This window comes from Acidimicrobiales bacterium (assembly GCA_035547835.1).
Lineage (GTDB): Bacteria > Actinomycetota > Acidimicrobiia > Acidimicrobiales > Iamiaceae > DASZTW01.
Genome location: DASZTW010000008.1, coordinates 192819 through 210214 on the forward strand (window position 1 = coordinate 192819; position 17396 = coordinate 210214).

Annotated in this window: 17 protein-coding genes and 1 riboswitch; of the genes, 8 read left to right on the forward strand and 9 right to left on the reverse strand. The window is 71.0% G+C overall.

Features of this window, described 5'->3' with window-relative positions; translation table 11 throughout:
- From thiS to VHA73_09620, 6 genes are all read right to left on the reverse strand, one after another.
- The gene (thiS, locus tag VHA73_09595; GenBank protein ID HVX18274.1) at positions 1–216 is read right to left on the reverse strand and encodes a sulfur carrier protein ThiS; all 216 of its coding nucleotides are present in this window, start codon (positions 214–216) and stop codon (positions 1–3) included.
- On the reverse strand, positions 213–1439 hold the full coding sequence (thiO, locus tag VHA73_09600) for a glycine oxidase ThiO (protein HVX18275.1): 1227 nt from the start codon (positions 1437–1439) through the stop codon (positions 213–215). Before thiO ends, thiS begins: the two co-directional genes overlap by 4 nt.
- Complete coding sequence (locus VHA73_09605; protein ID HVX18276.1) at positions 1436–2101, reverse strand: thiamine phosphate synthase; 666 nt, start codon at positions 2099–2101, stop codon at positions 1436–1438. Before VHA73_09605 ends, thiO begins: the two co-directional genes overlap by 4 nt.
- Positions 2098–3888 (reverse strand): phosphomethylpyrimidine synthase ThiC, encoded by a 1791-nt coding sequence (thiC, locus tag VHA73_09610; protein HVX18277.1) that lies wholly within the window; start codon positions 3886–3888, stop codon positions 2098–2100. The genes VHA73_09605 and thiC overlap by 4 nt, the downstream gene beginning before the upstream one ends.
- Positions 3878–4011, reverse strand: a riboswitch (TPP riboswitch). (Overlaps the previous gene by 11 nt.)
- Positions 4012–4143: 132 nt before the next feature.
- Entirely contained in the window at positions 4144–4830 is a 687-nt protein-coding gene (locus VHA73_09615) for a TetR/AcrR family transcriptional regulator (GenBank protein HVX18278.1), read from the reverse strand.
- The gene (locus tag VHA73_09620; protein ID HVX18279.1) at positions 4827–7175 is read right to left on the reverse strand and encodes an MMPL family transporter; all 2349 of its coding nucleotides are present in this window, start codon (positions 7173–7175) and stop codon (positions 4827–4829) included. The genes VHA73_09615 and VHA73_09620 overlap by 4 nt, the downstream gene beginning before the upstream one ends.
- A gap of 277 nt (positions 7176–7452) precedes the next feature.
- Here VHA73_09620 and VHA73_09625 point away from each other — a divergent pair, with 277 nt between their 5' ends.
- The gene (locus tag VHA73_09625; protein ID HVX18280.1) at positions 7453–7764 is read left to right on the forward strand and encodes a TraR/DksA C4-type zinc finger protein; all 312 of its coding nucleotides are present in this window, start codon (positions 7453–7455) and stop codon (positions 7762–7764) included.
- Between the two features lie 95 nt (positions 7765–7859).
- On the opposite strand, the gene VHA73_09630 is transcribed toward VHA73_09625, so the two are convergent.
- Positions 7860–8507 (reverse strand): histidine phosphatase family protein, encoded by a 648-nt coding sequence (locus VHA73_09630; GenBank protein HVX18281.1) that lies wholly within the window; start codon positions 8505–8507, stop codon positions 7860–7862.
- Positions 8508–8721: 214 nt separating this feature from the next.
- Here VHA73_09630 and VHA73_09635 point away from each other — a divergent pair, with 214 nt between their 5' ends.
- The 5 genes from VHA73_09635 (at position 8722) to VHA73_09655 (ending at position 13289) form a co-directional block, all read left to right on the forward strand.
- Positions 8722–8964 carry a MoaD/ThiS family protein gene (locus tag VHA73_09635; protein ID HVX18282.1) on the forward strand — a complete coding sequence of 81 codons (243 nt, stop codon included), beginning with the start codon at positions 8722–8724 and terminating at the stop codon, positions 8962–8964.
- A gap of 179 nt (positions 8965–9143) precedes the next feature.
- Complete coding sequence (locus VHA73_09640) at positions 9144–10127, forward strand: hypothetical protein (protein ID HVX18283.1); 984 nt, start codon at positions 9144–9146, stop codon at positions 10125–10127.
- A 123-nt stretch (positions 10128–10250) separates the two neighbouring features.
- Entirely contained in the window at positions 10251–11531 is a 1281-nt protein-coding gene (locus VHA73_09645) for an acyl-CoA dehydrogenase family protein (GenBank protein HVX18284.1), read from the forward strand.
- A 130-nt stretch (positions 11532–11661) separates the two neighbouring features.
- Entirely contained in the window at positions 11662–12072 is a 411-nt protein-coding gene (locus VHA73_09650) for a helix-turn-helix transcriptional regulator (protein ID HVX18285.1), read from the forward strand.
- Between the two features lie 14 nt (positions 12073–12086).
- Complete coding sequence (locus VHA73_09655; protein ID HVX18286.1) at positions 12087–13289, forward strand: glycosyltransferase; 1203 nt, start codon at positions 12087–12089, stop codon at positions 13287–13289.
- A 37-nt stretch (positions 13290–13326) separates the two neighbouring features.
- Here the strand turns inward: VHA73_09655 and proC are convergent, their stop codons facing one another.
- Together proC and VHA73_09665 are read right to left on the reverse strand one after the other, a co-directional pair.
- Positions 13327–14121, reverse strand: a complete 795-nt coding sequence (gene proC, locus VHA73_09660; protein HVX18287.1) for a pyrroline-5-carboxylate reductase — start codon at positions 14119–14121, stop codon at positions 13327–13329.
- 226 nt (positions 14122–14347) lie between these two features.
- Complete coding sequence (locus tag VHA73_09665; GenBank protein HVX18288.1) at positions 14348–14863, reverse strand: YbjN domain-containing protein; 516 nt, start codon at positions 14861–14863, stop codon at positions 14348–14350.
- 284 nt (positions 14864–15147) lie between these two features.
- Here VHA73_09665 and VHA73_09670 point away from each other — a divergent pair, with 284 nt between their 5' ends.
- Together VHA73_09670 and VHA73_09675 are read left to right on the forward strand one after the other, a co-directional pair.
- Positions 15148–16641 (forward strand): AMP-binding protein, encoded by a 1494-nt coding sequence (locus VHA73_09670; GenBank protein HVX18289.1) that lies wholly within the window; start codon positions 15148–15150, stop codon positions 16639–16641.
- A 49-nt stretch (positions 16642–16690) separates the two neighbouring features.
- Entirely contained in the window at positions 16691–17395 is a 705-nt protein-coding gene (locus tag VHA73_09675) for a redox-sensing transcriptional repressor Rex (protein ID HVX18290.1), read from the forward strand.
- The last annotated feature ends 1 nt before the right edge of the window (position 17396 follow it).

Below are 17396 nucleotides of genomic sequence, written 5' to 3' on the forward strand. Positions count from 1 at the left end.
TCAGCCTCCTTGGGCCACGGTCAGGACTTCGATGCGGTCGCCGTCGGCGAGATGGTGTTCGTCCCATTGGCTCTTCGGCGTCAGCTCGCCGTTGATGGCCACGGCCGTGCCACGCGGGTCGATGTCGAGCTCGCGCAGGATCCCGCGGAGCGTGATGTGGGCGGGCGCGTCGAGCACGTCGTCGTTCACGTGCACGGTGATCGACGCGCCCGTCACCGCGCTCCTGACGCGGCCGACGCCCCCACCGCGGCGCGGGACGTCCCGCGGGTGCGCGGCCCGCCCCGCCCGAAGCGATCGATCGTGAACGCTTCGACCACGGCCGGTGTGCGCCCGGCCACCACGATCTCGGCCACGGCGTCGGCGGTCACCGGCGTGAGCAGCACGCCGTTGCGGAAGTGGCCGGTGGCGTGCACCAACCCGTGCACCGACCCGGTGCCGATGATCGGCGCGTTGTCAGGGCTGCCGGGCCGGAAGCCGACGAGGGTCTCGACCAGTTCGGCCTCGCTGATGCCGGGCACGAGCAGCGACGCATCGCGCAGCAACTCGTAGACGGCGCCGGCCGTCGGGCGGTGGTCCCACCCGCGCTCTTCGACCGTCGCGCCCACGATGATCCGTCCGTCGGGTCGCGGCACCAGGTACAAGCTGGTGCCGCGCACCAGCCCTCGCACCGCGTGTTGCAGCAACGGTTCGCCCGGCTCGCCCCGCACGGTGAGGATCTGGCCTTTCACCGGGCGGGTCGGCGATCGGTCGTCGGGCGGGACACCCGGCAGGTCTGCGGACGCCGCACCCGTCGCGACCACCACCGCCTCAGCGGTCAGCTGCTCGCTGCCGGAGGGCCCGTTGTCGATCTCGACCCCGGTCACGTTGCGCCCGGCCCCGTCGAGCACGACGCGGCGCGCGGTTGCGCGGACCACCTGCACCCTGGTCCGCTCGCACGCCACGCGCAGCGCGGCGGTGACCGTGCGGGGGTCGACCCGATGGTCCCCGGCGACCCACAGACCGCTGCGCACCGTCGACGCCAGCATCGGCTCGAGGCGCCGGGCGTCGCTCGAACGCAGCCGCTCGGCGGCCAGGCCGAGCCGGCCGAGGTAGTCGGCAAGCGCGCCGAGCGCAGCGCGATCGTCGTTGTCGTAGGCCACGGCCAGCGTGCCGTCGGCTTCGTAGTCCACGGGTCGACCGCTGGCGTCGGCGAGCTCAGCGGCGAACCCCGGCCAGCGCCGGGCCGAGTCGAGGTTGAGCGCCAGCAGCGGCTCCTCGCCATAGTGCGCCTCGGTGACGGGAGCGAGCATCCCTGCGGCCACGTGCGACGCGCCGCTGGCCGGACTCGGGTCGACCACGGCCACCGTGGCACCGCGCTGAGCCAGGCGCCACGCGCAGGCGAGCCCGATGATGCCGCCGCCGACCACCACGACGTCCCGGTGGGTCGCGTGGCCGGTCACGTCGACGACCCTTCGCCGAGCGCGGCGACGAGCGCGCGGGTCGCGGCTTCGGGATCGGGGACGCTGGTCACGGCCGAGATGACCGCCACCCCGGCCGCGCCGGTCGCGAGCGCGGCGGCCACCCGCTCGACCGACACACCCGAGATCGCCACCACCGGCACGTCGACGGCGTCGACGACTCCCTGGAGGCCGGCCACGCCGATCGGGGTGGGCAGATCGACTTTGGAGGTGGTCAGCCACACTGGGCCGACCCCGAGGTAGTCGGCGCCATCGGCCACGAGGCGCCGGGCGGTGTCGGCGTCGCGCGCCGTCCCCCCGACCACGAAGTCCGACCGGCCGGTGGTCGCCGGCGCGTCGATTCGCACTCCTGCAGCGAGGCGCCGTGCATCGGCAACGGGCAGGTCGTCGGCGCCGAGATGCACCCCGCCGGCACCGGCGGCAAGGGCGAGGTCGACGCGGTCGTTGACCACGCAACGCGTGCTGGTGTCGCGGCACACCTCGACGACCGCCGTAGCAAGCGCCAGCCGGCTGCGATCGGTTCCGGCCTTTGCTCGCACTTGCACGACCGTCGCGCCACCGCGCGCCGCGGCGCGGGCCACGTCGACCGAGCCGACGATGACGTGCAGGCCACCCAGGCGGCTGGCGCGGACCGCCGCGGTCACGGCTTGTGCGTCGGCGGGGCGACGTAGACCTCGCCGCCGGCCGCCACGAACTCCGCCGACTTCTCCTCCATGCCGGCGGCCAGCGCCTCATCGTCGGACATCCCGTGCTCTCGCGCGTAGTCCCGCACGTCCTGGCTGATGCGCATCGAGCAGAACTTCGGCCCGCACATCGAGCAGAAGTGGGCGGTCTTGGCTCCCTCGGCCGGCAGCGTCTCGTCGTGGTACTCGCGGGCCGTGTCGGGGTCCATCGCCAAGTCGAACTGGTCGTTCCAGCGGAACTCGAAGCGGGCTTTGCTCAGCGCGTCGTCCCACACCTGCGCGCCGGGGTGACCTTTGGCGACGTCGGCCGCGTGCGCCGCGATCTTGTAGGCGATCACGCCGTCCTTCACGTCTTGGCGGTTTGGCAACCCCAAGTGCTCCTTGGGGGTCACGTAACAGAGCATCGCCGTGCCGAACCAGCCGATCATCGCCGCGCCGATCGCGGAAGTGATGTGGTCGTAGCCCGGCGCCACGTCGGTGGTCAGCGGCCCGAGCGTGTAGAAGGGTGCCTCGTGGCACAGCTCCATCTGGAGCTCCACGTTCTCCTTGATCTTGTGCATCGGCACGTGGCCGGGCCCCTCGATCATGGTCTGCACGTCGTGGCGCCACGCGATGTCGGTGAGCTCGCCCAACGTGTGCAGCTCGGCGAACTGCGCCTCGTCGTTGGCATCCGCGATCGACCCGGGTCGCAGACCGTCGCCGAGCGAGAACGACACGTCGTATGCGGCGAAGATCTCGCACAGCTCCTCGAAGTGCTCGTACAGGAAGTTCTCGCGGTGGTGGGCGAGGCACCACGCAGCCAGGATCGACCCGCCGCGGCTCACGATGCCGGTCACCCGCCTGGCGGTCATCGGCACGTAGCGCAACAGCACCCCGGCGTGGATGGTCATGTAGTCGACGCCCTGTTCGGCCTGCTCCACGATCGTGTCGCGGAAGATCTCCCAGGTGAGCTCCTCGGCGGCGCCGTCGACTTTCTCGAGCGCCTGGTAGATCGGGACCGTGCCGATCGGCACCGGGCTGTTGCGCATGATCCACTCACGCGTGGTGTGGATGTCGCGACCCGTCGACAGGTCCATCACGGTGTCGGCGCCCCACTGGGTCGACCAGCGCAGCTTGTCGACTTCCTCTTCGATCGACGAGGTGACGGCCGAGTTGCCGATGTTGGCGTTGACCTTGGTGAGGAACTTCGTGCCGATGATCATCGGCTCGGACTCGGGGTGGTTGACGTTGGCCGGGATGATCGCCCGCCCACGGGCCACTTCGTCGCGCACGAACGCCGGCTCGAGCCCTTCGCGGATCGCCACGAACTCCATCTCGGGGGTGATCTCGCCACGCCGCGCATAGTGGAGCTGGGTGACGGTGGCGCCCGCGCGGGCGCGCAGCGGCTTGGGACGTTCGCCAGGGAACGCTTCGGCAGCCCGACCGGATCGCACCGCGGCGCGGCCATCGTCGCGGGGTTGCGCGTCGCGACCGTCGTACTCCTCGACATCGCCGCGCTCGAGCACCCACGCCCGGCGCATCGGCGCGAGACCGGCGTGCACGTCGCCCGCCGGTCCCCCGGTCCGGTAGAGCCGGACCGGCGCGTTCGGCTCGACCCCGTCGGGGGTGGTCGACGGGTCGAGGTCGACCTCGGTGAACGGCACCCGCAGGTCAGCTCGACTGCCCGTCACGTACACCTCGCGCCGCCGGGGCGCGCCGGCGGTGTTCGGACGGCTGGCGGCACGAACAGGGTCGATCGTGTCAGTCATTCGCACTCCCTTCGCCGGCATGACCCGGATCAGGTTCGGCGGTCGGCTCCGGCACCTCGGTGGCACCCTCGCCCTCTCAGCCTCGCCGGCCTTGCGGCCAAGTCGGCTCCCGCGTGGATGTGGCCAATATAGGTCGGCGCGGTCGCGGCTGGTCGGGGAGTTCGGGCTGGGGCTGGGGGCTGGGACTCGCGCCTCGCGGCTCTGGGCTCGCGACTCGGGGCGCGTGGGCCACCGGCGGGGCGGGCGCGCGCGTCGTCAGGACTTGCGCCGCCTGCCCGTCGGGTCGCGCACCAGGCCGTGCAACACCAGCTCGAACTGGCGGTCGATGGCCTCGTCCACGTCGCCGAAGTCGAGTTGCGGCTTGGCGATCATCAGCGCCGACAGGCCGTGCACCGAGCTCCACAACGCCAGCGTGAGGTTGAACGCGCCCATCGCCGTGATCTCCGGCCGGACGGCGTCGCTCTCGAGCATCGCCTCGACGGCTTCGAGGAAACCGCGGAACGTGGAGTGGTCCGACATGAACACATCGCCGAAGGCGTCGCGGTCTGACGGCAGCCTGCTCAGCAGCATCAGCCGGTAGTGCTCGGGGTGTTCGAGCGCGAAGTGGACGTAGGCCCGGCCTTGGCGGAACACCTCGGCGACGGGGTCGGTCTCGGGATCAGCCGAGTCGATCGCTTCTCCGAGCCGGTCGAACTCGAGCCGGCAGACCTCGACCAGCAGGGCGGTCTTGTCGTCGAAGTGGCGGTAGATCGATGGCGGTGTGACGCCAACCCGTTCGGCGACGCCCCGGATGGACACCGCATCTTCTGACCCGGTCTCCATCAGCAGCTCCTCGGCCGCTTCCAGGATCTCGGTGCGCAGCAGCTCCCCTTCGCCGCGCCGGGCCCGCGTGCGCGTTGCCGGCGGGCGAGCGGTCGTGGAGGCCCGCGTTGCAGAGGTCATCTCGACATCGATGATCCCACCTTGTCGTCGTCGCTGTGCGTCGTCTCACGTGCGGTGGCGATCGGGGTGGGCGAGGCGAGGCCGTCGGCGGGTGCGCCACCGGACGGTCGACCGGTCTCGGAGTGCGCTCCCGCGTCGAGGTCGATGTGCTCAGAGAACCCGTAGCGGTCGTGCAAGCGCCGCAGTGGGCCAGGTGCCCACCAGTTGGCGTTGCCGGCGAGGCGCATCAGGGCGGGCACCAGCGTGCCGCGGATCACGAAGGCGTCCATCAACACGGCCAGCGTCAGCCCGATGCCGAACAGCTTGATGAAGCTGACCTGCCCGGTGGCCATGGCGAGGAACACGATCGACATCAACAGGGCGGCAGCGGTGACGATGCGACCGGTGCGCTCCAACCCGTGGGCGATGGCCTGCTCGTTGGGCTGGCCCCGGTCGTGCTCCTCCTTGATGCGGCTGAGCAGGAACACCTCGTAGTCCATCGACAGGCCGAAGGCCACGCAGAACATCAGGATCGGCATGGTGGCGGCCAGCGTGCCGGTGGGTGTGAAGTTCAAGAACCCCGACCAGTGGCCTTCTTGGAAGATCCAGACCATCGCGCCGAACGTCGCCGAGAGGCTGAGGACGTTCATCACCAGCGCCTTCAGGGGCACGAGCACCGAGCCGAACGCCCAGAACAGCAACACGAACGTGACCACGGCGATGATCCCGAGGGCGAGGGGCAGGCGCCCGAACACCGACGCGTTGGTGTCGGCCATCTCGGCGGACTGTCCGCCGACCAGCGCACGGACGCCATCGGGCGTCGGCACGTCGCGGATGTCCTGCACCATCGTCACCGCCCGTGTCGACAGCGGTTCGAGCGTCGGCACCACCGACAGCCAGGTGCCCGCACCCGTGGGGTCCTCGAACCGTTGGGTCACCGCGGCGGGCGCCGGGAGCTTGTCGCCGTCGAAGTAGATGCCGGTCGGCGCGTCGACCCGCCCGACCCCCGAGACCTTGGAGATCTCGGTCGCGTAGCGGTCGACGCCTTGGGCTCGCGCGGCGGCGTTGCCGAGCTTGGTGAGGTCCGGCAAGACCACCGATGTCGCGCCGAAGTCCTTGGAGGAGAACTGCTCGCGCATCATGTCGTTGACTTGGCGCACATGGCTGCTGGGCGGCAGCACCCGGTCGTCGGGGTACCCGAGCTTGAGGCCGAGGAACGGGGCGCCGAGCGCGACCAACAGCACCAGCGCAGCGGTCACGAACGGGATCGGCCGTCGCATCACCACCGTGGCCACCCGATGCCAGAACCCTTCGCCAGCCGGCTTCAGCGAGCGCTTCCACAGCGGCAACGCGTTCACGCGCGCACCGAGCGCCGCCAACAGGGCGGGGAGCACGACCACGGCGCACACGCCGGCCAGCGCGGCCACGGCGACGCCCGCGTACGCGAACGACCGGAGGAACGCCAGCGGGAAGACCAGCAAAGCCGACAGTGACGCGGCGACGGTCAGCGCGCTGAACGCAACCGTGCGGCCGGCGGTGCAGACGGTGCGGATGACCGCGTCGTTGGGGGCGTGCCCCGCGGCCAGCTCCTCGCGGAACCTCGTGACGATGAACAGCGAATAGTCGATGCCGAGCCCGAAGCCCATCGACGTGGTCATGTTCAGCGAGAAGATCGACACTTCGGTGAACCCGGCCAGGACTCGCAGGATCAAGAACGTGCCGATGACCGAGAGCGCACCGGTGACCAGGGGCATGAGCGATGCCATGCCCGACCCGAAGACCAGCAAGAGCAACACGATCGTGATCGGGATGGCGACCATCTCGGCCTTCTGAAGGTCCTTCTCCACGGTGTGGTTCACCTCGTGGAAGGTGGGTCCGAAACCACCGACGCGGACGGTGACCCCTGCCGGGGGATGGCCTTCGAGGTCGGTCTGGATCTCGCCCGCCCGGTCGACGACCTCGTTCTGCGCGCCGGCGATGCGGGCGATGATCAGCGCACTGCGGTTGTTCTTCGACCGCAGCGGCGCCACGGACCCGAGGCTCCAGTACGAGGCGACGTCGCGGACGTCGGTCGTCGCCGCGAGCTGCTGGCTGAGCTGGTTGCCGACGGCGACCACGGACGGGGAATCCACCGTCCCGGTCTTCGCGGACACGACCACCACCAGGTTGGGCGAGCCTTGGTGGAACTGGTCCTTGAGCGCGTTCGAGGCCTTGGTCGCTTCGGCGGCGGGGTTGTCGAAGCCGCCCGATGACAAGTGCTTCGCCGCGCCACCGCCGACGGCGCCGGCCACGAGGAACGCGAGCAGCGCGGCCACGAGGACCGGCCTCCGGCGGCGGACGACGAAGCTTCCGATGCGAGCGAGCATGGGTCCGACTCCCCTGACGTAACACGGTTACGTTATCGATGGAATCATTCGTCAGGAGCCGGCGCCGGGTCCACAGGACATCGGTCACGTCCCGCTCGCCCTGGTGGTGTGTCGGGTGGGTGAGGAGGTGGTCATGGCGATTCATCCGTGCCGCTGGCCAGGACGCACGACGAAGGCGCAGCCGTGGCTGCGGTGAGGAGGAGGACGTCGCCCAGCGGTGCCGAGGGCCGCCGGGACCGCCCCGCCACTTGCCAGACGCACCATTAGGGTGCGACCCATGTCGTGGACGCCGTCGCCGCTGTCGGAACCCGCCGGGTCGCCTGCCGCCGCGGCCCGCGCGGAGGCCGATGTCACCTCCGTCGACGGTCTGGGTCAGGGTGCTGCGCTCGAAGCGACGCCCGCGCGCGACGGGGCCCGCCTGGCCGAAGGGCCGGACATCGACCAGCTCGAGACAGCGTTGCGGGCGGTTGATCGAGCGCTGGCCCGCCTCGACGACGGCAGCTACGGACGTTGTGAGGACTGTGGCGCAGCGATCGACGACGCCCGGTTGGCGGTGGACCCCACCGCCGCGCGTTGCGCCGCCCACTGACGGCGGGAGCCACGAAGGCGCGGTTCACACACGTTGGTGATGGTCACACCGGATCTGGGCTGGTGGGCACGCCGCGAACGTCGCTGGTCGCCGCGCTAGATCCCCTCGGGGGTCGTGACCGTCACCGAGCCTGACTCGAGCAGGCGCACGCGCTCGCCGAGCTCCAGGGTGGTTCCGCGCACCAGCACCCAACGGGCATCGAGGTTCGACAACCGGGGGCTCGGCGATCCGAGCCGCCGCTCGAGCGCCATGATCAACCCGCCGTGGGTCACCCCGAGGGCGTCGCCGCCGGGCACTGCCGCGGCCACCCGATGCAACGCCCGTTCGGCGCGGGCGACGAGCTCCTCGTCGCTCTCCCAGCCCGGCGGACGCCGCTGCTCGCCGCGCAAGGGCCCGTTCGTGGCCGTCGCCTCCGGCACGAGGTAGCCCGGCCAGCGCGCTTCGATCTCGGCGCGGGTGAGGCCCTGCCACTCGCCGGCGTGGCGCTCGCGCAAGTCGGGGTCGAGGTACACCGGGCCGATCCCGAGCGCGTCGGCCAGGATCTCTGCGGTCGTGGCGGCGCGCACGAGATCCGACGCGACGAGCAGGTCGACGGCGCCGAGGCTCGCCGCGGCTGCGGCGGCCTGTGCGCGACCCAGGTCGCTGAGCTCGATGTCGGCCTGGCCCTGCCAACGCCCGTCGGCGTTCCACTCGGACTGGCCGTGGCGGATCAACAGCACGCGCGTGGTCGGCTCGCCGGACATGGGTGTGCACGGTACCCGTCGGGTGCGACACGTCGGAATGCCGCTCGGGCCCGCGCTCGATGCGACCACGCCGCGCTGGGTCCCCGGGCCCCGCGCTCTACGCGACCTGCTGCTCACCACCCGAGGTGGGGGGCGCCCGATGTGCTGACCAGCCGAGGTCGGGGAGGCGCCCGATGGGCGTGGGAGGGGCATGGTTTGTACCCTTGAGCAGGTCATGGCTGTGTTGCGGTTGTTCGCCGCTGCCCGTGAAGCGGCCGGCACCGGCCGCGACGTCATTCCTGGAGCCACCGTCCGTGAAGTGCTCGACGCGGCCGAGGCTCGTTACGGGCGACCCTTCGCTGCGGTCCTGGTCACGTCGAAGGTCTGGCGCAACGGCGAAGAAGTGCCGGGCGACGCGCCGGTCACCGACGGCGACGAGGTCGCGGTGCTGCCGCCCGTGTCGGGCGGGCTCGGCTGATGGCTGACGAGCCGCAGCGCGGCCAACGCCCACCTCGCCGCACCCGCGTGACGCGCCAGCCACCGCGCGCTCCGCGGGCACCGGTCCGCCAGCCACCCGAAGGCTCCGCCGCTGCGCCGCGACCGGCAGCCCAACCTGCGCCGGCCGCCCGGCCGCGCACCGCTTCGCGTCGCGGTCCCGTGGGCCCCGACGGTCAAGCAACTCGTTACCGCACGTTCGACGCGCAGAAGCCGGCATTGCGCTCCCGGCCGGCCACCCGTTCCCAAGTCGCGGAAGTCGCGGCCGCCGCCCCGGCGGGGCGCACCCCGTTGTGGCGCCAAGTCGAGCAAGAGGAAGCGGCGCGCTGGTGGAACCGGGCGCGCGTGGTCCGTGAGCCGAGGCTCCCTGGGCATTGGCAGGCGCGCTACGGCGCCGTGCACGACATCGACGGCCCTCGGGTGCGGATGGGTCTGCTGTGGCTCGTGGTCGTGGGCGTGGCGCTCGCGATCGGCCTGCCGGCCGTGACCGTGGTCTTCGCCGTGGTGGGGGCCCTCGCCGCGCACCAGGTCGCGAGGGCGTGGGAGCCGCGCAACGTCGAGGCCGACCCGTGGGTGGCCGCCGGCGCCGCGGCGCTGATGGTGGTTGCCGGCGCGGTCGACCTCCGCTGGGTCGGGGCCGCGGTGCTCGTGGCGGTGCTGGCGGCGCTCGCTGTGGCCCAGATGAATGCCCGGCGCCACTCGTCGGTGTACACCGACGCGGGCCACACGCTGCTGGCGGCGGTCCCCGTCGGGCTGGTCGGCGCATGCGTCGCGACCAACCTCCGCTACGACGACCTCGGCGCGTGCGCGGTGCTGCTGGCGTTCACGCTGGCGTACGACGCGGGCGACTTCCTCGTCGGCACCGGCTCGCCGAACGCGTACGAAGGGCCGCTGGCGGGGTGGCTCGCCATCGCGGCGGCGACCATGGTCGTCGTGGTGCTCCACGTCCCACCGTTCCGGGGCGCGCCGACGTGGGAGTTCGCGGCGCTGGCCGCGCTCACGTGCCCGCTCGGCCAAGTCGCCGCTTCGGCCATCCTCCCTTCGAGTCACTCGAGCGCCCCGGCGCTGCGCCGGCTCGACTCGCTGCTCGTGCTGGCGCCCGTGTACACGTTCGCGATCGGCATCTTCTTGCAGCACCACCACTGAACGTCCTGCGGCTCGGGGCGCGCAGGTGGCGGGGTTCGCCCGGCGGGGGCGCGCCTTGACCGCCAGGTCAATCTCGCCCCATGATCGGGCCGCGACGCAGCCGACGTGCAGGGGGACGTACCAATGGCGTGGGATTTCTCCACGGATCCGGAATTCCAGGCGAAGCTCGACTGGGTCGAGCAGTTCTGCCAGGAGAAGGTCGAGCCGCTCGAGTACGTGTTCCCGTACGCCATCCGGTCGCCCGACCCTGCCGTCAAGGCATACGTGCGCAGCCTCCAGCAGGAAGTGAAGGACCAGGGGTTGTGGGCCATCTTCCTCGACGAGGAGCTCGGGGGCCCCGGGTTCGGCCAGCTCAAGCTCGGCCTCCTCAACGAGGTCATCGGCCGCTACCCGTCGGCCCCTCAGATGTTCGGCGCGGCCGCGCCGGACACGGGGAACATGGAGATGCTCGCGGCCTACGGCACGGACGAGCAGAAGAAGCGCTGGCTCGAGCCGCTCCTGAACCAGGAGATGTTCTCGGCGTACTCGATGACCGAGCCGCAGGGCGGATCTGACCCGAACCTGTTCAAGACCCACGCCGTGCGCGACGGCGACGAGTGGGTGATCAACGGCGAGAAGTGGTTCACCAGCGCCGGCCGGGTGGCCGACATCTTGTTCGTGATGTGCACCAACGGCATGTTCGTGGTGCCTCGCCAGACGCCCGGCGTGGAGATCCAGCCCGAGCCCCGCAACCACAACCACATCATCTACCGCGACGTGCGCGTGCCGGCCGACCACCTGCTCGGCCCCGAGGACGGCGCCAAGGTGCTGGCGCAACGTCGCCTCGGCGGTGGCCGCATCCACCACGCCATGCGCACCATCGCCCAGTGCAAGCTGGCCTTCGACATGATGTGCGAGCGGGCGCTGTCGCGCGAGTCGCACGGCAAGATCATCGGCGAGCACCAGATGGTGCAAGAGAAGATCGCTGACTCCTACGCCCAGATCCGCATGCTGCGCCTGTTCGTCTTGGAGACGGCCTGGAAGATCGACCAGACCTCCACCCAAGAAGCCCGCACCGACATCGCGGCGGTGAAGTTCACGATGGCCAACGTGCTGCGCGACGTGTCGTTCAACGCGCTGCACATCCTCGGATCGCTGGGCACCACCGATCTCACCCCGTTGCAGGCGATGTACGCCGCTGCGCCCACCATGGGCATCGCCGACGGCGTCGACGAGGTGCACAAGGCCACCGTGGCCCGCCGGATCCTCAAGGACTACCGGCCGCACGAGGGCTACTGGCCCACCGAGTACCGGCCCGCGAAGGCCGAAGCGGCGTGGAAGAGGATGCAGCCGGTGCTCGATGCCAACCCCGAGCTCCAGCAGGCGGCCGAGAACTACAAGAAGTACTTGGCCAACCGACGCTGAGGGCGTCCGCCCCTGTCGATCGCGGGTCGCCGGAGTTCGCGGCGGTGCGCGAAGTGCTCGCGCCGGTTGTCGTTTCGCGAGACGGCTGCCCTACCCTCGTGGGGGTGATGGCCACGATCGGTGGTCGCCGATGAGCGGCGTGCCCATGAAGGACGAGATCGAGCAGAGGTGGCAGAACCTCGGCGAGTTCATCCGCGAGCAGCGTCGCACCGGCCACTTGTCATTGCGGAAGCTGTCGGAGATGGCCGGCATCTCCAACCCGTACCTCAGCCAGATCGAGCGCGGTCTCCGCAAGCCGTCGGCGGAGATCCTGCGCCAGATCGCCAGCGCGCTCGAGATCAGCTCCGAGAGCCTGTACGTGCGGGCTGGCATCCTCGACGAGCGCCAGGGCGAGTCCGACGTGCCGGCCGAGATCCGGCGTGACCCGCTCCTCACCGAGGAGCAGAAGCGCACCCTGCTGCAGATCTACGAGTCGTTCCGGCGCGAGCGAGTCGAAGCCCCGGGCGCCAAAGCCGACGCCACTGGCGGCAAGGCGGGCTGAGCACCGTGCGCAGGTTGGCGGTCCTGTCGCTGCACACGTCGCCGTTGGTGCAGCCGGGCGTCGGGGATTCGGGCGGCATGAACGTGTACGTCCGCGAGCTGGTGTCGTCGCTGGCCCAGGCGGGTGTCGACTCCGACGTCTACGTCCGGCGGTGGCGTGACGACCTGCCCGACGAAGTGTTCGTCGAGCCGGGCTTTCGGGTGATCCACGTGCCGGCGGGCGACCCGTCACTGCCGAAGGAGCTGCTGGCCGAGGTCGTCGACGAGTTCACCGAGCGAGCGCTGGCCCGCATCCGCACGAACCCGGTTGAAGCCGTCCATGCCAACTACTGGCTCTCGGGCGTGGCCGGCCATCAGATCAAGCACGCCCTCGACCTGCCGCTGGTCGCCACCTTCCACACGCTGGCCCGGGTGAAGGCCGACACCGGCGACCCGGAGCCGGAACGTCGGGTGGAGGCGGAGTCGATGGTGATCGCCTGTTCCGACGCGATCACCGCGTCGTCCGACGCGGAGGCCGACGAGCTCGTGACCTTGTACGGCGCGCCGCCGGGGCGCATCGAGATCGTCCCGCCAGGCGTGGTGCACGCCTTCTTCTCACCCGGCGAGGCGGCAGGGGCCCGCGCCGCGCTCGGCCTCGGCAACCACCCGGTCCTGTTGTTCGTGGGCCGCGTGCAGCCGCTGAAGGGGCTCGACGTCGCGATCGCGGCCTTGGCGCAGCTGGCCCGCCCCGACGCAGTGCTGGTGGCGGTGGGCGGCCCGAGCGGCGAGCGCGGCGAGGCCGAGTACGCCCGCTGCCACGCGCTGGCCGACGGGCTCGGGGTCGCGGACCGTGTCCGGTTCGTCGCGCCGCAGCCTCACCACTTGTTGTCCACCTTCTACCGCGCGGCCGATGTCGTGCTGGTGCCGAGCCGCTCGGAGTCGTTCGGGCTCGTCGCACTCGAGGCGGCCGCCTGTGGCGTGCCGGTGGTGGCTGCGGCCGTGGGTGGGCTCACCACGATCATCGAGGACGGGCGCACGGGGTTGCTGATCGACGACCGCGATCCGGCGCGCTTCGCGGCGGCGGTCGACGCATTGCTGGCGTCGCCCGACCTGGCCGCTCGTATGGGGGAGGCCGCCTCGGCCCGCGCCGCGAACTACACGTGGTCCCTCACCGCGGCGCGCCTGCGTCGGGTGTACGCCGACGTGGCCTCGCGCAGCCTCGTGGAGTGTGGCGGCTGACCGACCGCGCTCGGCGCTGCGTCGCTCCCGGTGCCGGTCAGCCGAGCTCGCGCGATCGAGCAGTTGCGGCGGCCACGGCGTCGAGGAAGGCGGCTCGCACGCCGGCGCGCTCGAGCTCGCGCAGACCCGCTGCGGTGGTGCCGCCCGGTGAAGTGACCGCGGCGCGCAGCTCTGCGGGGGCATCGCCCACTTCGCTGAGCAGGCGTGCCGAGCCGAGCAGCAGCTGGATCGTCAGGTCGATCGCGGTGGTCCGGCTGAGGCCCACGAGCACGCCCGCTTCGATCAGCGCCTCGGCCACCAGGAACACGTAAGCGGGACCCGAGCCGGACAGCCCGGTCACTGCGTCGAGCTGCGGCTCGGGCACTTCGATCACGGTGCCGACGGCTTCGAGGATCCCGGTCGCCCACGCGAGGTCGTCGACGCTGGCCGTGGTCCCCGCGCTGATGCCGGCTGCGCCAGCCCCGACGAGCGAGGGCGTGTTCGGCACGGCGCGAACGACGGCGGTACCCGCGGGCAGGTGCGATTCGAGCACGGTGAGCGTGATGCCGGCGGCGATCGACAACACCCGCTTGGGTGTCGTGGCGCCGAGGCCGCTGAGCTGGTCGGCGACGCCTGCGACGTGCTGCGGCTTCACGGCGATCACCACGCCGTCGGCAGCGACGGGTTCTGCACTGGTGGCGAGGCCGGGGAACCGGTCGGCGAGCGCCTCGCGGCGGTGCGGGTCGGTCTCGGAGACGGCGAGTTGCTCGGCTGGAGCCCAGCCGGCCTGGATCAGTCCACCGAGGAGGGCTTCGCCCATCCTCCCGCCACCCACGATCAGCAGCCGCGTCATGGGCGCCACCCTACTGATCGCCGGTGCGCCGGCCTTCCGTTCCAGGCGCCTGACCGTGCACCGGGGGCACGCTCCGGTGCCCAGGAGCGGGATTGCCGGGCCGCTGCCCCTTCCCCGATGGGCAGCGACCCGGCGTGCTCAAGGTACAACAGAGAGTGATAGAAAAGCAATGGAAATCATTGAAAAGTACAACCCGGCTGCGGTGGGCCGGCTGAAGCCCGGTCGGCTACGACCGTCGACCGCGGAACACCGAGCCGTAGCCGATCCGCATGGCAGGGCCGAAGAACTGCTCGACGTAAGCCCACACCGACCCGATCAGCTGATCGAGGCGCGCCTCGTCGACCTCGTCGAACGGCACTTGGCCGACGAGGTAGATCGCGTCCTCCGGCCCGATCGCGAAGGCCATCGCCTGCAGCCGCGCGTTGCGCCGGAGCAAGTGCTCGTACAGCTCGCCGTGCCGCTCGATGGGCGCCGGCATGACGTACGTCTCGTGGTGCAGCGATCGTTGGCGGAGCGTCAACCAGATGGTGAACGGTCCCCGCTCGTCGCCGATGAGGCGGGCGTACCACCGGTGCTCACCCGGATCGCCGCGCTCCACCACGTCGATGACCGGGTTGTCCTCGCGCAGGTCTTGCAGCCATTCGTCGATCTGCCGGTCGAGTGCGTCGAGCTCCTCGGGTGTGGCCGGGGCGTCGGGCGCGGGCGGGTCCGCTGGGTCGGGCGACTCCCGCAGGTTCGGCATGGGTCGATGGTAGGGGAGGCCGGCGCGTGCGACCGCGGTGGGCGAGCGACGCCGCCGATGCCATGAGCCTGGTTTGCGCGTCACTCTTGGCGCGCTCTCCAATGGGGCGGTGCGACCCGGAACCACCATCGTGTTGGTCGGCCTGCTGCTGTTGATCTTCGGCGCAGCGTTCATCCAGTTCGTGTTCCTCGCCCGTTGAGGACCTGGCCTCGGGGAGCGGCGCGGCCTCGGCGCTCTACCATCGAGCCGCCTGCGACCCTCGCCGAGGCAGCCAGGGAGTCGACGTGAACCTCGCATCGATCATCGAGTCGCACCCCGCCGAATCGCCGGCGCTGGTGAGCCGCGCCGATGTCACCTCCTACGGCCAGCTGCGTGACCAGACCGAGCGACTGCGTGGCGGGCTGGTCGGGCTCGGGATCCAGCCCGGCGACCGGGTCGCCATCTGCTGTGCCAACAACTGGTACTTCGTGGTGTCGTACCTGGCGGTGGTCGGCATCGGCGCGATCGCGGTGCCCCTCAACCCCACCAGCCCCGCGCCCGAACTGCAGCACGAGCTGACCGTGGTCGGTGCCAAGGCCGTGATCGCCGGCCCCTCTGGTCGTCACGGGGTCAGCGGCCTCGACCGCGCCGCTCTGCCGGAGTTGGAGGCGGTGGTGGCGGCTGCCGGCCACGGGCTCGCCGACGCGGTCGACTTGGAGCAGCTGCTCGCGGCCGGGCCGGCACCGATCGTCGATCGCGAGCCCGGCGACCTCGCCGCGCTGGTGTTCACCAGTGGCACGGCCGGTCGGCCCAAGGCCGCCATGTTGAGCCACCGCAACCTGCTGTCGAACATCGCCCAGTTGAACGCCGAGCCGAGCAGGGCGATCCGAGCCGACGAAGTCGTGCTCGTCGTGTTGCCGCTGTTCCACATCTTCGGCCTCACGGTCGGCATCGGCGCGGCGCTCGCCAACGGCGGATCGGTCGTGCTGGTGGAGCGCTTCGATCCCAGCTCGGCGCTCGAGACCGTCGGGCGGCACGGGGTCACGATCATCCCCGGCGCACCCGCGATGTGGGCGGCCTGGGCCAACCTGCCCGACGCGTCGCCCGACGCGCTGGCATCGGTGCGGCTCGCGCTCAGCGGGTCCGACAAGCTTCCGGCCGCCGTGGCAGAGGCCGTCGAAGCCCGGTTCGGCGTCGTGGTCCACGAGGGCTATGGCCTGACCGAGGCCGCGCCGGTGGTCACGACGTCGGTGGGTGACCAACCCCGCTACGGGTCGATCGGCGTGCCGTTGCCCGGTGTCGAGGTCCGCCTGGTCGACGCCGGCGGCGACGACGCCCTGATCGACGATCCCGGCGAGCTGTGGGTCCGCGGACCCAACGTCTTCCAGGGTTACTGGGACGACCCCGAGGCCACCGCCGCAGTGCTCACCGACGACGGGTGGCTGCGCACCGGCGACCTCGCGGTCGTGTCCGACGACGGGCACCTCACGCTCGTCGACCGGATGAAGGACCTCATCATCGTGTCGGGGTTCAACGTGTACCCCGGCGAGGTCGAGGACGTCCTCATCGCCCATCCTGGCGTCGACGCGTGCGCAGTGGTCGGCGTGCCGCATCCCTATTCCGGCGAGTCCGTCAAGGCCTACGTGGTGGGCGCGCCGGGTGTCGCCCTCGAGGAAGACGACCTGATCGCGTGGTGCGGCCAGCACTTGGCGCGCTACAAGTGCCCGGAGAAGGTCATGTTCGTGACCGAGCTGCCGAAGGGACTGAGCGGAAAGGTCCTGCGGTCGGCGTTGGACTGAGAACCGTCCTTTGTGAACAAACGAACGAGCGGGGTATGTTCAGAGCACCATGGCGAACCGCCCCCCGCGCCGGATTCCAGAGGCCACCGTCTCCCGCTTGCCGGTGTACCTGCGCAGCCTCGCCGACCTGCAAGACGCCGGATCCGCCACCGTGTCGTCGGAGCAGCTCGCTGACTTGGCGGGCGTGAATGCCGCCAAAGTCCGCAAGGACCTTTCGTACCTCGGTAGCTATGGCACCCGCGGTGTCGGCTACGACGTCGAGCCGCTGATCTTCCACATCAGCCGCGAGCTCGGCCTCACCAAGGACTGGCCGGTTGTCATCGTGGGCGTCGGAAACCTCGGCCGCGCGCTCGCCGACTTTCGCGGTTTCGCCCAGCGCGGCTTCCCTGTGGTGGCGTTGGTGGACGCCGACCCGGCGAAGGCAGGCAGCCGTGTGCACGGGATCGAAGTGAGCGGCGTTGCCGAGCTCCCCGACCTGGTGGAGCGGCTGGACGTCGCGATCGGCATCGTGGCCACACCCCCGAATGCGGCACAGGACGTCACGAACATGCTGGTCGACGCCGGCGTGCAGGCCATCTTGAACTTCGCCCCCGTCGTGCTGTCGGTGCCCGCCGATGTCAGCTTGCGAAAAGTCGACTTGGCCCTCGAGCTGCAGGTCCTCAGCTTCTACCAGCAGCGCCGCCAGGGCGGACCGCCCCTGCTCGACGGGGCGTCACCCGGCGTGGGCAGGGGCGAGCTGGCGCCGAACGCCTGAC